This is a genomic window from Brevibacterium sp. 2SA (assembly GCF_005502845.1).
In the GTDB taxonomy this organism is placed as follows: domain Bacteria; phylum Actinomycetota; class Actinomycetes; order Actinomycetales; family Brevibacteriaceae; genus Brevibacterium.
In genome coordinates, this window is record NZ_SCMW01000035.1 from 23,346 (window position 1) to 38,126 (window position 14,781).

A 14,781-nucleotide genomic window follows, 5' to 3' on the forward strand; every position below is an offset into this window, starting at 1 on the left:
CTCATTTCGCTCTCGAGGACAGCCAGACGGTCAGACCGATGACTGCTGCGAGTCCGAAGAACCAGATGAAGAGGCCCTCGGCCACTGGTCCGAGCGAACCGAGCTTGAAGCCGCCGGGGGACGGGTTCTCCGAGACTTCGCGGACATAGGAGATGATGTCGCGCTTGTCTTCGGGGGTGAGGTTCGCGTCGTTGAAGATGGGCATGTTCTGCGGTCCGGTCTGCATCGCCTCGTAGAGGTGCTTGGGCGAGACATCCTGGAGGTTCGGGGCGTACTTGCCCCGGGTCAGCGCGCCGCCGGCGCCGACGACGTTGTGGCACATCGCGCAGTTGGTCCGGAAGAGGCCGCCGCCGACGGCGGGGTCGCCCTTCTCGGGATCGATGTACTGAGCTTCGGGGATCGCCGGTCCCGGTCCCAGAGAAGCGACATACGCTGCCAGCTGCTCGGTCTGCTTCTCGTTGAACTGGGGTTCCTTGGCGGGGGCCTGCGGGCCGTTGGCCTGCAGGGGCATGCGACCGGTGCCGACCTGGAAGTCGACGGCCGCGGCGCCGACGCCGATGAGGCCGGGGCCGGCCTTGGTGCCCTCGGCGTTGAGGCCGTGGCAGGTTGCGCAGTTCGCGGCGAAGAGCTTCTGGCCCTCTTCGATGTCAGAGGCGCTGGCGGTCTGGGCCTTGGCGCTCGAGGTCTGAGTGAAGAGAGCATACGCTCCGCCGGTCAGCAGCAGGCCCACGAGGAGCAGCACGACGAGTGCCATCGGGTGCCTGCGGCGATCTGCTAAAAGCTTCACGGGAAAGTCCTTTGCTTGAAGTTTCTGATGTCCGGGTGACCGTGTCGGCGGTGGACTACTGGAGGAGGTAGATGACGCCGAAGAGGCCGATCCAGACGACATCGACGAAGTGCCAGTAGTAGGACACGCAGATCGCGAATGTGGCTTCGTGGTGGCCGAACTTCTTCGCTCCGTAGGCGCGTCCGATGACGAGCAGGAAGCAGATGAGTCCGATGGTGACGTGGAGGCCGTGGAAGCCGGTGGTCAGGTAGAAGACCGAACCGTATCCGTCGGTGTCGATCGACAGCCCCTCGCGCACGAGCTCCGCGTACTCCATGACCTGACCCGAGACGAAGACCGCGCCGAGGAGGAACGTGAGGTAGAACCACTCGATCATGCCCCACTTGGCGATGTTGAACAGCCCTCCGGTCCGGCGGGGCCGGAACCGCTCAGCCGCGAACACGCCCATCTGGCAGGTGAAGGACGACGACACCAGGATGATGGTGTTGCCGAGCGCGAACGGGACGTTCAGCAGCTCGGTCTGCGTCTCCCACAGACCCGGGACGACGGATCGGATGGTGAAGTACATGGCGAAGAGCGCGGCAAAGAACATCAGGTCGCTCGCGAGGAACACGATGAAGCCCACCGTGGTCACATTCGGGCGATTGACTACCGGATGCGCTGGCGCTGTCTGGGATGCAGTGGCAGTTGACACCCCACCATTATTACCCGTCTCGGGGTGAGTTTTCACCTTTTACCCAGGTTTCGGAGGAGAAATTTCTACACGGTGTAGCGAAATCCCCGGATTGGTGCCCCAATCTCGTGATTCTGTGATCTCCACCCCGCGTGTCGAAGACGCGATAGGATGCCGCAGGTAAGGTCCGCCTCCTGTTGGGAGGCGGTGCACGCGCCCCCGGATGGAGAGCACTGAGCAATGACGGATCACCCGCGCACGACAGCCCCGGCGACCACGGTCACCGGGACCGCTTCGACAGGTGCGGATGTCGCTGCGAACTGGCCCGATCTGCTCATGACCCTCATGCACGGCCAGGACCTCACCGAGGCGCAGGCCTCGTGGGCGATGGATCAGATCATGTCCGGGCAGACGCCGGATGTGACGATGGCCGCATTCCTCGCCGCCCACCACACGAAGGGGGAGACGGTCGCGGAGATCGCCGGTCTCGTCGCCGCGATGATGGATCACGCGGTGCCCCTGCCGGGTCTCGAGGACTCCGTCGACATCGTCGGCACCGGCGGTGACCGGGCGAAGACCGCGAACATCTCCTCGACTGCGGCGATGATCATCTCCGCCACCGGGCAGCGGGTCGTCAAGCACGGCAACCGGGCGACCTCCTCGGCGTCCGGGTCGGCCGACGTCCTCGAGGCTCTCGGCGTGCGGTTCGACATCACGCCGGAGCAGACGGGCATCGTCGCCGCCGAGGTGGGGCTCGCGTTCTGCTTCGCCAACGTCTTCCATCCGTCGATGCAGTTCGTCGCCGCCGTGCGGCGCCAGATCAGCGTGCCGACGGCGTTCAACATCCTCGGTCCGCTGACGAACCCGGCCCGCGCCCGGCACACGGCGATCGGCGTCGCCGATGCGCAGATGGCCCCGCTCGTCGTCGGCACGCTTGCCAAACGCGGTCACCAGGCGGTCGTCTTCCGCTCCCGTGACGGCCTCGACGAATTGAGCAACACCGATGTCAACGACGTCTGGGAGGTCCGCCACGGCGAGGTCGAGCACACGACCTTCGATGCCCTCGACCTCGGGTTCGAACGGGTGACGAAGGACGACCTGCGCGGCGGGGGTCCGCTCGAGAACGCCGCGATCACCCGCTCGGTGCTCGCCGGCGAGAAGTCACCGGTGCGCGACATCGTCCTCATCAACGCGGCCGCCGCGCTCGTCGCCGCCGACGAGGCCGCTGTCGGATCGTTCACCGAGCGCCTCGCCGCGAAGCTGCGCATCGTCGAGGACACCGTCGACTCCGGGCTCGGGGCCCAGAAGCTCGATCAGCTCGTCACGGTCTCACGACGCATCGCCGAGGCGAACGGCGCCTGAGGCCCGGGCGTGGAAGGCTGCGCCCTCCCGCGGCAGCGCCCACTCCCCGGTGACCGACCACGGCACGGCTGTCTCCAGCCAGTGGGCGAGCATCCGCGTCTCCTCGGGCAGCGGATCGCCGGGGGAGGGGAACAGGCCCGGGGACGGCACCCACTCCGCTGTCGCCGCCAGCGCCGTGAAGGCCTCGTCGAGGCCGGTCGGCGTCGACCGGTGACCGGCCGCGGCGAGCCGACCGTGGCGGATGACGACGAGATCGATTCCGCCCTCGCCTCCCGGGGCCCACGCCTGGATCTCCTCGACGGCGGCCAGACGTCCCACGGTCTCGGCGCGGGCGGCCGTGGTCAGTGCCGCCCGCATGCCGTCACGGACCTCGGCGGCCGTCTCATAGCGGGCTTCCCCGGACAGCCGTGCCATCCGCTCCCGACTGTGCTCGCGCAGCGAGGTGAAGTCTCCCGACAGCGCGCCGAAGAGCCCGGCGATGACCGCCCGGTACTCGCTCGGATCGGTGACTCCGGCGCAGGGACCCCCGCACTGTCCGACCTGAGCGCTCACGCACGCACGGTGGGCTGCCAGTGTCGCGGGACTCACCTTCGCGGTGCACCGTTTGACGGGGTAGAGGGTCTCGAGGAGCTCCTTGACCGCCTGGGCCCGCTTCCGGGAGCGGAACGGGCCCAGCGGCGGTGCCGGTGAGCGCTCGAGTGCGGAGCGGGAGCGGACGACGGAGAGCCTCGGGTAGGCCTCGTCGCTGAGGACGACCCAGGCGCTGCGCTCGGGGTTCTTCGAGCGCCGGTTGTACGGCGGGGCGAGTTCGCCGATGAGGCGGACCTCGCGCACCTCCGCTTCGAGGACGTGCGCGCACGGCAGCGCGGTGACCTCCTGGGCGACGGTGATCATCTCAGCCATCCGCCCCCGATTCTCCGAGGCGTTGAAGTAGCCGCGCACGCGTCGGGCCATGTTGCCGGACTTCCCGATGTAGAGGACTCGACGGGTGCCGTCGACGAACATGTAGACACCCGGCTCGGCGGGCACGCCCTTCGCGAGGTGCGCTTTGGCCTGGCGGCGCGCCCAGCCCGCCTGACGGACCGTCGCGAGCTCTTCGAGGGTGGTGATGCCGAAGCTCCCGAACCGCTCGAGGAGGCGGTGGAGCACCTCGCCGGTCGCGCGAGCGTCGGACAGGGCGCGGTGGTCGGGTTCGACCGCGGTGCCGAAGTGGGCCGCGAGCGTGCCGAGTTTGTGGTTGCGGACCTCGTCGCGACCGAGCACGCGGCGCGAGAGCGTCACCGTGTCGAGCACCTGAGGGCTCGGCCAGTGGTAGTCGAGACGGTCGCATGCGGAGCGGAGGAAGCCGATGTCGAAGGGGGCGTTGTGGGCGACGAGCACGGTGCCGGCGGCGAATTCGAGGAAGCTCGGGAGCACCGAGCGGATCGTCGGGGCGTCGTCGACCATGGCGTGGGTGATGCCGGTGAGGCGGGAGACGAACGGGGTGATGACGGAGTGCTCGGGCTTGACGAGGGTCTGGAACTCCCCGATGACCTCCCCGGCCCGCAGCTTGACCGCACCGATCTCGGTGATCTCCGCCGTTCCCGCGTGCGTGCCCGTCGTCTCGAGGTCGACGACGACGAACGTGACGTCGTAGAGCGGGGTGCCGATGTCCTCGAGGCTCAGCTGCGTGTGCTCGAGGCGGGTCGGCGCCCGATCGAAAGGGGCGGCGGGAGACGTCATGGTCGCCAGTGTGCCAGGCGCCCCTGACACGCGCTCACACCGAGGCTCCGCTGTCCCCGCCCTCGGTGCGCGACTGCGTGGGCAGGTGGAAGAACAGTCCGATCGCACCGCCGATGCCGACAGCGAGCCCGACGAGGAGGAACCACTGCGGCAGCGGACGGAAGAGGACTGCCCCGACGATGAGGAGGACGACGGCGCCGAAGGTCGCGACGACGGAGAGCACGAGCGTCGGGGGAGCCGTGCGCCACCCGATCGGGGCCGCGGGCTCGGGTTCCCAGTGCTCGGCGTCGGCCAGCCGCTCCCGGATCTCCTCGACGGGCATCTCGCTCATCGGCGCATCCGGTTCGGAGAGCCGGGCCACGACATCCTCCCAGTGGCTGTCGCTGACCCGGGAGGAGTCGCCGATCGTCTCGGACTCCGGCACGTGCCGACGCCAGTCCTCGGTCTCGTCGTCGCTCATGTCATTCATCAGCAATCACCGCTGCGGCGATATTCCCGGTTCGGGCGAATCCGTCCCCGACCGCGGGGCACCGGCCGCGCGCGGAGCATGCGCGCGATGTGCGGCGGCGGTGACCGCCTCGGCGATGACGTCGGCATCGTAGTCGAGGGTCGCGACATGGCGACTGCGCCGCAACGGCACGATGGCGGCTCGCACGCCGAGGCGGGACCGGAGCACCCGCAGACTCCGCGGTCCGACGACGCTGTCCTGACCGGACACGAGCACCGTCGTGGGCGTCGCCACCTGCCAGAGGTTCTCCCGGAGGTCGCGCAGGGCCGCGGCGAACGAGGCGACCGCGGCCACCGGGGTGCGATCGCCGGCATACTCGTCGCGGTCGGGATGGGCGATGTCGTTGCCGATCGCCGGGACGAAGGGGACGACGTGCCGGAGCACGGGCAACAGGGGAGTGAGCGGGGAGTCGATGTAGAGGCCGGGGTTGACGAGGACGATCTCATCCGGCGGGTTCTCACCCGCCGCCAGAGCGAGGGTCAGTGCCCCGCCCATCGAGAGTCCGGCGATGACGACCCGGGTGTGGCGGGCCTGGAGCTCACGCAGCTCCGCCTCGGCGGCGGCCAGCCAGTCCGCCCACGTCGTGGCCGCAAGCTCCCGCCACGTGCCCCCGTGGCCGGGGAGGAGGGGGACGGAGACGCTGAGGTCCTCGGCTGCCAGGGCGCGCGCGATCGGCTGCCAAGCCGCCGGCGAGCCGGTGATGCCGTGGAGGAAGAGGACCGCGGTGTCCGCAGACGGGGCGATCGCAGAGTACGCGGCGCGCGGGGCGGCAGAGGGGGTGAAGTCGATGTCCATTCCACCAGCATCGCACGTCGGTCGGCGACGCACGGTTCGACAGTGCAGTTGGATATATGATGACCGGGGACGTTCAAGCGTCGTGACATGGAAGGGTGCGCGTGTTCTACTGGTTTCTCAAACGGGTCCTGGCCGGACCCATCCTGCGGATCCTCTTCCGTCCGTGGGTGCGCGGTTTGGACAACCTGCCGCAGGACGGCCCGGCGATCATCGCCGGCAACCACATGCACTTCATGGATTCGATCTTCGTTCCGCTGCTCGCCCCGCGCCCCGTCGTCTACCTCGCGAAGAAGGACTACTTCACCGGACGCGGCATCAAAGGCGCGGCGACGCGGTGGTTCTTCAAACTCAACAACCAGCTGCCGATGGACCGCGGCGGCGGCTCCGGGTCCCAGGCGTCACTGGAGTCCGGGCTCAAGGTCCTCCGTGAGGGCAACTCGCTGGGCATCTACCCCGAGGGGACGCGCTCTCCCGACGGCAAGCTCTACCGCGGCCGCACCGGCATCGCCCGCCTCGTCCTCGAATCCGGGGCCCCCGTCATCCCCGTCGCGATCATCGGCACCGACAAGATCCAGCCCGCCGGCCGTCTCATCCCGAAGTTCCGGCGCGTCGGCGTCGTCTTCGGCTCGCCGATGGACTTCTCGAAGTACGAGGGCCTGCCCGTCGACCGGTTCCTGCTGCGGTCGATCACCGATGAGATCATGTACGAGATCATGCGCCTGAGCGGCCAGGAGTACGTCGACACCTATGCCTCGACCGTGAAGACGAAGCTGCTGACCTCGGCGAAGCCGAAGAAGGCAGCGGAGGAAACCGACGACGGGACCGCCGCCTGAGGTCACATTGTCCGAGGTCACAAGCGGTGCCTGCCGGATCCGTCACAGGTCGGAGACGGTGTTCGATTCCTCCCATAACGGCGACACGCGCAAATCGTTACCTTGGGGTGTTTGTCGCGGCCTCCGCGGCAGAATAGTTTGGAGTTGTTGAATCCCACTGTAGGTTCGCTGCGAAGAGCGGTAGAATGGTTCCATTCTCTGACCCTTCGAAGCGGCCTCGCTTCCCCCAGGGACTATAAGGAGGAGTCGGTGTGAACCGCTCAAGTCACGAAAGCGTCGAGTCGACGCCACTGCCGTCGGCAGCACAGGGTCTCCTGTTCGACGACGACCTGCCCGTCCTCGACGAAGAGGCCGGCTACCGCGGTCCCACCGTGTGCAAGGTCGTCGGCATCAGCTACCGGCGCCTCGACTACTGGGCACGCACCGACCTCGTCACTCCCTCGATCCGCAACGCCACCGGCTCCGGCAGCCAGCGTCTCTACAGCTTCCGCGACATCCTCGTCCTCAAGATCGTCAAGCGCCTCCTCGACACCGGTGTCGGGCTGCAGTCGATCCGCACCGCCGTCGACCACCTGCGGTCCCGCGGCGTCGAGGACCTCTCCCAGATCACGCTGATGTCCGACGGCGCGAGCGTCTTCGAATGCACCTCGCCCGATGAGGTCGTCGACCTCCTCCAGGGCGGACAGGGAGTCTTCGGCATCGCCGTCGGCCGCGTGTGGAACGAAGTCGAAGGCAGCCTCTCGGAACTGCCGAGCGAACGCCTGCCCGAAGACGATTCCGCCGTCCTCGCGATGGACGAGCTCGCGCAGCGCCGCGCCCAGAAGCTCGGCTGAGCACAGACCACAGGGGAAGACGGCGAAGGGCCCAACCGAATCGGTTGGGCCCTTCGCCGTTGTCCCGCACTGCGGCGGGGAGGGTCTAGGACTGCTTGGCCGACTTCCGGCCGCGGATGTTCTCCGAGCGCAGGGCACGCTCGAGGAGGGCATCGAACGAGGAGGCGACCTCCTCGGCGGGTTTGCCCGGCCACGAATGGATGGGCCGAGCCGAGCCCTGCGCCTGCTGCATGACGGCGCGTTCGGCGAGCGGGGGATTGAGGACGAGCGGACCGAACATCTCCCGCATCTCCGTGATCCGGTAGTCGTGCTCGGTCGAACCGGCGCGCACGCGGTTGACGACGAGGCCGAGCGGCTGGATGTCGGAGGTGCCGCGCTGGCGCAGCTCGTCGGCGGCGCGCAGTGCGCGGTCGGCGGCGGCGACGGAGAAGAGACTCGGCTCGGTGACGACCGCCACCCGGCTGCTCGCCGTCCACGCGGTGCGGGTGAGTCCATTGAGGCTCGGCGGGCAGTCGATGAGGACGAGCCGGTAGCCCTTCGCGATGCGGCTGAGCGCATCCTCGAGCCGGCGCAGGTAGCGCTCGGACAGGGAGGGACGGTCGAACTCCGCGGCCCGCGGCGAGCCGGAGATGACATCGAGGTGCCCCAGCTTGTCACCGACCCACCCCGAGGGGATGATCGCCTCGGAGAGGATCTTCTGCGATTTCGGGGCGGCGAGGACGTCGGCGATGTCGACCCTCGTCGAGGTGGGAACGTCGAGTCCCGTCGACGAGTCCGCCTGCGGGTCCATGTCGACGACGAGCGTCGGGATGCCGCGGTTGTACGCGGCCGACGCGAGACCGAGGGTCACGGACGTCTTGCCGACGCCGCCCTTGAGACTGCTGATACTGAGGACAAGCACCCTCCTACGGTAACGTATCCTCCCCGTTCGGGCAGGGTCGACCACGCCGAGGTGATCGCGGTGCCCGAATCGGGGACCCCCTGCATTCAGTGGTCCACGTCACTGAGTAGAGTGGTCTCTCGACAGCCAGTCGACTGTTCGCCGCTCGGCGACCGATGAAGAAGCGAGAAACACGGATGTTCTCTAAAGTGCTTGTGGCCAATCGCGGGGAGATCGCCGTCCGCGCGTTCCGCGCGGCGTACGAACTCGGCGCCTCGACCGTTGCTGTCTTCCCCTACGAAGACCGCAACTCCGAACACCGGATGAAGGCCGACGAGGCCTACATGATCGGCGATGAGGGGCATCCGGTCCGCGCCTACCTCAATGTCGAGGAGATCATCCGCGTCGCCAAGGAGTCCGGCGCCGACGCCGTCTACCCCGGGTACGGCTTCCTTTCGGAGAACCCCGATCTCGCCCGCGCGTGCGCAGAGAACGGCATCACGTTCATCGGCCCCAAGGCCGATGTCCTCGAACTCGCCGGCAACAAGGTCCAAGCGCTCTCGGCAGCCCGCGGGGCGGGAATCCCGGTCCTCGACTCGACCCGTCCCTCCGCGGACATCGCCCAGCTGCTCGCCGACGCCGAATCGATGGAGTACCCCCTCTTCGTCAAGGCCGTCGCCGGCGGCGGGGGCCGCGGCATGCGCCGGGTCTCGGATCCCGACCAGCTCGAGGACGCCCTCAAGGCCGCGATGCGCGAAGCCGAAGGCGCCTTCGGCGATCCCACGGTCTTCATCGAGCAGGCCGTGCAGCGGCCGCGCCACATCGAGGTCCAGATACTCGCCGACAACGATGCGAACGCGATCCACCTCTTCGAACGCGACTGCTCCGTCCAGCGCCGCCACCAGAAGGTCATCGAGATCGCTCCGGCGCCCAACCTCGACCCGGAGATCGCCGCGGCGCTGCACTCCGACGCCCTGAAGTTCGCCGAGGCGCTCGGCTACCAGAACGCCGGCACCGTCGAGTTCCTCCTCGAGACCGACGGGCCCCGAGCGGGCAAGCACGTCTTCATCGAGATGAACCCCCGCATCCAGGTCGAGCACACCGTGACCGAGGAGATCACCGACGTCGACCTCGTCGCCTCGCAGATGCGCATCGCAGCGGGGGAGACGCTGGCCGACCTCGGGCTGCGCCAGGAGGACATGCGGATCAAGGGCGCGGCCCTGCAGTGCCGCATCACGACAGAGGATCCGGCGAACTCGTTCCGTCCCGACACCGGCACGATCACCGCCTACCGGTCCGCCGGCGGCGCGGGCGTCCGCCTCGACGGCGGCACCGTCCACGCGGGCGCCTCGGTGAGCGCGCACTTCGACTCGATGCTCGTCAAGCTCACGTGCCGCGGACGCGACTTCGCCCAGGCCGTCTCCCGCGCCCGCCGCGCCCTCGCGGAGTTCCGCATCCGCGGCGTGTCGTCGAACATCGGCTTCCTCCAGGCCGTGCTCGAGGACCCCTCGTTCGTCGCCGGCGACCTCGCGACCTCGTTCATCGAAGAGCGCCCGCAGCTCCTCGACGCCCGGGTCAGCGCCGACCGCGGCTCGAAGATCCTCGACTACCTCGCCGACGTCACCGTCAACCGGCCCCACGGTGAGCCGACCGTGCGCCTGCGCCCGGCCGACAAGCTGCCCGACCTCGACCTCGGTCAGGCTCCGCCTCCCGGCAGCCGCGACCGCCTCCTCGACCTCGGCCCCGAGGCCTTCGCCCGGTCCCTGCGCGACCAGGAGGCCCTGGCGGTCACCGACACGACGTTCCGCGACGCCCACCAGTCCCTCCTCGCCACCCGGGTGCGCACCCGCGACCTCCTCGCCGTCGCCGGCCATGTCGCCCGGATGACCCCGCAGCTGCTGAGCATCGAGGCCTGGGGCGGGGCCACCTACGATGTCGCGCTGCGCTTCCTCGGTGAGGATCCGTGGGAGCGGCTGGCCCAGCTGCGCGAGGCCGTGCCGAACATCGCCCTGCAGATGCTCCTTCGCGGGCGCAACACCGTCGGGTACACGCCGTACCCCACACAGGTCACCGATGCCTTCGTCGACGAGGCGGCCCGCACCGGCATCGACGTCTTCCGCATCTTCGACGCCCTCAACGACATCGAGCAGATGCGCCCGGCTATCGAGGCGGTGCGCGGAACGAACACGACAATCGCCGAGGTGGCCCTCTGCTACACCTCGGACATCCTCGACCCGAACGAGGAGCTCTACACCCTCGACTACTACCTCCGGCTCGCCGAGCAGATCGTCGAGGCAGGAGCACACGTGCTCGCGGTCAAGGACATGGCCGGCCTGCTGCGTCCGGCCGCCGCAGCGAAGCTCGTGACCGCGCTGCGGGAGAACTTCGACCTGCCCGTCCACGTCCACACCCATGACACGGCCGGCGGTCAGCTCGCGACCCTCTTCGCCGCGGCCGGCGCCGGAGCCGACGCCGTCGATGCCGCCTCGGCGGCGATGGCCGGCACGACGAGCCAGCCGAGCCTCTCCGCTCTCGTCGCCGCCTTCGAGCACACCGACCGGGACACCGGCATCAGCCTCACCGCCGTCGAGGACCTCGAACCCTACTGGGAGTCGGTGCGCAAGGTCTACGCTCCCTTCGAATCGGGCCTGCCCGGGCCGACGGGCCGCGTCTACCGGCACGAGATCCCCGGCGGTCAGCTCTCGAACCTGCGGCAGCAGGCTGTGGCCCTCGGCCTCGGGGAGCGGTTCGAGGAGATCGAGAAGATGTACGAGGCCGCCGATGACATCCTCGGCCACCTCGTCAAGGTCACGCCCTCGTCGAAGGTCGTCGGCGACCTCGCCCTCCACCTCGTAGGAGCCGGCGTCGACCCGGCCGAGTTCGCGGAGAACCCGGAGAAGTTCGACATCCCGGACTCGGTCATCGGCTTCCTCTCCGGCGACCTCGGTGACCCTCCGGGCGGCTGGCCCGAGCCCTTCCGGACGAAGGCCCTGGCCGGTCGCACCCACAAGCCCGTGACCGAGGAGCTCGCGCCAGCGGATGCGGAGGCCCTGACGACCCCCGGACCCGAGCGGCAGGCGAAGCTCAACGAACTGCTCTTCCCCGCCCCGACGAAGGAGTTCGAGCGGATGCGCTCGAGCTTCGGCGACCTCTCGATCGTCGAGACCGCCGAGTACCTCTACGGCCTGACCTCCGGGGAGGAGGCGACCGTCGAACTGTCCAAGGGCAAGAACCTCCTCATCGGCCTGCGCGCGATCGGCGACACCGACGAACGCGGCATGCGCTCGGTGATGTTCACCCTCAACGGCCAGCTGCGTCCGCTCGAGGTCCGCGACCGGTCCGTCGAGTCCGACGTCAAGACCGCGGAGAAGGCCGACCCGTCGAAGCCGGGGCACGTCTCGAGTCCGTTCGCCGGTGTCGTCACCCTCCAGGTCGGCGTCGGCGACACCGTCGAGGCCGGCGATGTCATCGCGACGATCGAGGCGATGAAGATGGAGGCCTCGATCACCGCGCCGGTGGCGGGGCCGATCTCCCGGATCGCGATCGACTCCGTCTCCCAGCTCGAGGGCGGCGATCTCGTGGCGGTCATCGATGCCTGAGCGGGACATCCGCCTGTGGGGTGACCCGGTGCTCCGCAGCAAGGCCGACCCGATCACCGTCTTCGACGACTCCGTGGCGGCGCTGGCCGCCGACCTCGTCGACTCGTCCCTGCCCGAGGGGCGGGCGGCCGTCGCCGCACCGCAGATCGGGGTGGGGCTGCGGGCCTTCGGCTACGACCTCGACGGGCGCACCGGCTACGTCATCAACCCCGAGATCGTCGAACTCGGCGGTCAGCTGCGCGACATCGACGAAGGCTGCCTGTCCGTGCCGGGGCTCTTCTTCCTCACCCCGAGGTGGGAGTTCGCCCGGGTGCGGGGCGTCGATGCGCAGAACAATCCGATCGAGATCTCCGGCACCGAGGTGTTCGCGCAGATGCTCCAACACGAGGTCGCGCACCTCGACGGGCAGGTCTACATCCAGACGCTGCCGGCCGAGCGCCGACGCGAGGCGATGAAGGCCATCCGCAGCGCGGACTGGTTCCTCGCCTCATGACAGTCACCGAGGTGCCCGCCCGGGGTACTGAGAACGAAGGGAAGTCCATGGTCATCGCCCGTACCGCTGTCATCGGCAGCGGACTCATGGGAGCCGGCATCGCCGAGGTGCTCGCGAAGTCCGGTCTCGACGTCATCGTCTCTGAGGTCAGCGACGAGGCGGCTGCCGCCGGTCAGGCCCGGATCGAGAAGTCACTGGCCCGCGCCGTGGAGAAGGGCAAGCTCACGGCCGCCGAGAGCGAGGCGGCCAAAGCGCGGCTGCGGTTGACCACCGACATCGCCGAACTCGCCGACCGGCAGCTCGTCATCGAGGCGGCGAGTGAGAACGAGGAGATCAAGAAGTCGATCTTCGCCCGCCTCGATGAGGTCGTCACCGATGAGGAGGCGATCTTCGCGTCGAACACCTCGTCGATGCCGATCATCCGCTTCGCGCAGGCGACGTCGCGGCCCGAGAGAGTCCTCGGCACCCACTTCTTCAACCCCGCACCCGTCCAGCCGCTCGTCGAGGTCGTGTCCTCGGTGCTCACCGACCCCGGTGTCGCCGAGTCTGTCACGGAGTTCGTGGGTGAGGTGCTCGGCAAGACGCCTGTGCAGGCGCAGGACCGGCCGGGCTTCATCGTCAACGCCCTCCTCATCCCGTATCTGTGCTCGGCGATCCGCATGCTCGAGTCGGGGGCGGCGACGAAGGAGGACATCGACGCCGGCATGGTCGGCGGTGCCGCCCACCCGATGGGCCCGATCGCCCTCGCCGATCTCGTCGGGCTCGACACGTGCCTGTTCGCGGCCCAGAGCATCTTCGACGAGACCGGGGATCCTGCCGCGAAGCCTCCGGTCCTCCTCTCCCGCATGGTCGATGCCGGTCTCCTCGGGAGGAAGACCGGCCGCGGCTTCTACGAGTACTGAGCCCGCACACGCCGACGGGGCTGTCCGCGCACGATGCGCAGACAGCCCCGTTCCGCTGTGCCGGAAGATCCTGGGCTCAGCCGGCGAGGAGCTTCTCGTAGCTCGCGAGCTTGACGCAGGCGACGAGTCCCTCGGCGGCGAGTTCGACGTCGGCCAGCGTCGGCATCGTCGGAGCGATGCGGATGACATTGCCCTGCGGGTCGAGGCCGTAGGGGTGCGTGGCCCCGGCCGGGGTGAGCTTGACCCCGGCCTCGGCGGCGAGCTTGACGATCCGATCGGCTGTGCCTTCGAGGGTCGTCAGGGTGATGAAGTAGCCGCCGTCGGGCTTCGTCCACGTCGCGAGATCCGTCCCGCCGAGTCCGGACTCCAGGGCGTCGAGCACTGCGTCGAACTTCGGGGCGATGATCTCCGCGTGCTTGCGCATATGGTCGATCACACCCTGGCTGTCTTTGAAGAAGCGCAGGTGACGCAGTTGGTTGACTTTGTCGGGTCCGATCGCGATCTTGCCAAGGTTCGAGGTGAACCAGCGCACGGTCTCCGGACCGCCGGCGAAGAACGAGACCCCGGACCCGGCATGGGTGATCTTCGAGGTCGACGCGAAGATCCACGGCCGTTCGGGGTGGCCGGCCGCTGCGCAGAGGTCGAGGATGTCGATGGTCTCCGGATGCTCGTCGCGGAGGTGGTGGAGGGCGTACGCGTTGTCCCAGAGCAGCGTGAAGTCCGGGGCCGCGGCGGGCATCGCGGCGAGCGCGGCGGCCCGCTCGGGGCTGATCGTGATCCCCGTCGGGTTCGAGTACATCGGCACGAGCCACATGCCCTTGACGCTCGGGTCTGCGGCGAGGCGCTGCGCTGCGTCGAGGTCGGGGCCCTCGTCGTCCAGCGGAATGCTCAGCAGCTCGAAGCCGAGGGATTCGGCGAGCGTGAAATGGCGGTCATAGCCGGGGACCGGGCAGATGAGCTTGTGGGGGCCCGCACCCCACGGGGTGGCGTCGGCGGCCGTGCCGTGGAGGAGGGCGAAGGTGAGCGCCTGCGCCATGAGGGTGAGGGAGGCGTTGCCGCCGGCGAGCAGCTGCTCGGCGGGCACCTTGAGCAGCGGCGCGAAGATCTCCCGGAGTTCGATGATCCCGTCGAGGCCGCCGTAGTTGCGCGTGTCGACACCCCCAGGTGTGCGATAGTCGTCCCCGGTCACCTGCGTGAACAGGTCGTCGGCGAGGTCGAGCTGGGCGGGGCTCGGCTTGCCGCGGGTGATGTCGAGGTCGAGACCGCGCGAGGCGAACTCCTCGTACGCGCGGGAGGCCTTCTCGAGTTCCGACTCGAGATCGGGGGTGGGGGTCATCGATGCTCCTTCTCGCCGCGCTGCGACGGTGGTGACTGCCGGTGCCTCCATCCTAGTC

The 14,781-nt window shown here is 68.8% G+C and carries 13 protein-coding genes; 6 read left to right on the forward strand and 7 right to left on the reverse strand.

What is annotated here, in order from left to right; all coding sequences use genetic code 11:
• Window position 1: 1 nt before the first annotated feature.
• Complete coding sequence (locus tag FFS20_RS12330; RefSeq protein ID WP_137826141.1) at window positions 2–787, reverse strand: c-type cytochrome; 786 nt, start codon at window positions 785–787, stop codon at window positions 2–4.
• A 55-nt stretch (window positions 788–842) separates the two neighbouring features.
• Complete coding sequence (locus tag FFS20_RS12335; RefSeq protein WP_137826142.1) at window positions 843–1,412, reverse strand: heme-copper oxidase subunit III; 570 nt, start codon at window positions 1,410–1,412, stop codon at window positions 843–845.
• A 288-nt stretch (window positions 1,413–1,700) separates the two neighbouring features.
• On the opposite strand from FFS20_RS12335, the gene trpD reads away from it, so the two are divergent.
• Window positions 1,701–2,822: an anthranilate phosphoribosyltransferase gene (trpD, locus tag FFS20_RS12340; protein ID WP_137826143.1), complete on the forward strand. Its 1,122-nt coding sequence runs from the start codon at window positions 1,701–1,703 to the stop codon at window positions 2,820–2,822.
• On the opposite strand, the gene FFS20_RS12345 is transcribed toward trpD, so the two are convergent.
• The 3 genes from FFS20_RS12345 to FFS20_RS12355 are packed head-to-tail and all read right to left on the reverse strand — an operon-like array spanning window position 2,790 to window position 5,847.
• The gene (locus FFS20_RS12345; RefSeq protein ID WP_137826144.1) at window positions 2,790–4,544 is read right to left on the reverse strand and encodes a DEDD exonuclease domain-containing protein; all 1,755 of its coding nucleotides are present in this window, start codon (window positions 4,542–4,544) and stop codon (window positions 2,790–2,792) included. The two genes, trpD and FFS20_RS12345, sit on opposite strands and share 33 nt — an antisense overlap.
• A 34-nt stretch (window positions 4,545–4,578) precedes the next feature.
• Window positions 4,579–5,004, reverse strand: coding sequence for a hypothetical protein (locus FFS20_RS12350; protein ID WP_137826145.1), 426 nt, complete (start codon window positions 5,002–5,004; stop codon window positions 4,579–4,581).
• Between the two features lie 15 nt (window positions 5,005–5,019).
• Window positions 5,020–5,847: an alpha/beta fold hydrolase gene (locus FFS20_RS12355; protein WP_137826146.1), complete on the reverse strand. Its 828-nt coding sequence runs from the start codon at window positions 5,845–5,847 to the stop codon at window positions 5,020–5,022.
• A 101-nt stretch (window positions 5,848–5,948) separates the two neighbouring features.
• Here FFS20_RS12355 and FFS20_RS12360 point away from each other — a divergent pair, with 101 nt between their 5' ends.
• On the forward strand, window positions 5,949–6,680 hold the full coding sequence (locus tag FFS20_RS12360; RefSeq protein WP_137826147.1) for a lysophospholipid acyltransferase family protein: 732 nt from the start codon (window positions 5,949–5,951) through the stop codon (window positions 6,678–6,680).
• Window positions 6,681–6,931: 251 nt separating this feature from the next.
• On the forward strand, window positions 6,932–7,513 hold the full coding sequence (locus FFS20_RS12365; RefSeq protein ID WP_137826148.1) for a MerR family transcriptional regulator: 582 nt from the start codon (window positions 6,932–6,934) through the stop codon (window positions 7,511–7,513).
• 85 nt (window positions 7,514–7,598) lie between these two features.
• Here FFS20_RS12365 and FFS20_RS12370 read toward each other — a convergent pair whose 3' ends face one another.
• A complete protein-coding gene (locus tag FFS20_RS12370) occupies window positions 7,599–8,414 on the reverse strand; it encodes a ParA family protein (RefSeq protein ID WP_137826149.1) in 816 nt (271 codons plus the stop codon).
• A gap of 176 nt (window positions 8,415–8,590) precedes the next feature.
• On the opposite strand from FFS20_RS12370, the gene FFS20_RS12375 reads away from it, so the two are divergent.
• The 3 genes from FFS20_RS12375 to FFS20_RS12385 are packed head-to-tail and all read left to right on the forward strand — an operon-like array spanning window position 8,591 to window position 13,387.
• Window positions 8,591–11,992: a pyruvate carboxylase gene (locus tag FFS20_RS12375; RefSeq protein ID WP_137826150.1), complete on the forward strand. Its 3,402-nt coding sequence runs from the start codon at window positions 8,591–8,593 to the stop codon at window positions 11,990–11,992.
• Window positions 11,985–12,485, forward strand: coding sequence for a peptide deformylase (locus FFS20_RS12380; RefSeq protein ID WP_137826151.1), 501 nt, complete (start codon window positions 11,985–11,987; stop codon window positions 12,483–12,485). The genes FFS20_RS12375 and FFS20_RS12380 overlap by 8 nt, the downstream gene beginning before the upstream one ends.
• Window positions 12,482–13,387 carry a 3-hydroxybutyryl-CoA dehydrogenase gene (locus FFS20_RS12385; protein WP_283202132.1) on the forward strand — a complete coding sequence of 302 codons (906 nt, stop codon included), beginning with the start codon at window positions 12,482–12,484 and terminating at the stop codon, window positions 13,385–13,387. Before FFS20_RS12380 ends, FFS20_RS12385 begins: the two co-directional genes overlap by 4 nt.
• 76 nt (window positions 13,388–13,463) lie before the next feature.
• On the opposite strand, the gene FFS20_RS12390 is transcribed toward FFS20_RS12385, so the two are convergent.
• Window positions 13,464–14,723 carry an aminotransferase class I/II-fold pyridoxal phosphate-dependent enzyme gene (locus tag FFS20_RS12390; protein WP_137826152.1) on the reverse strand — a complete coding sequence of 420 codons (1,260 nt, stop codon included), beginning with the start codon at window positions 14,721–14,723 and terminating at the stop codon, window positions 13,464–13,466.
• Between the last annotated feature and the right edge of the window lie 58 nt (window positions 14,724–14,781).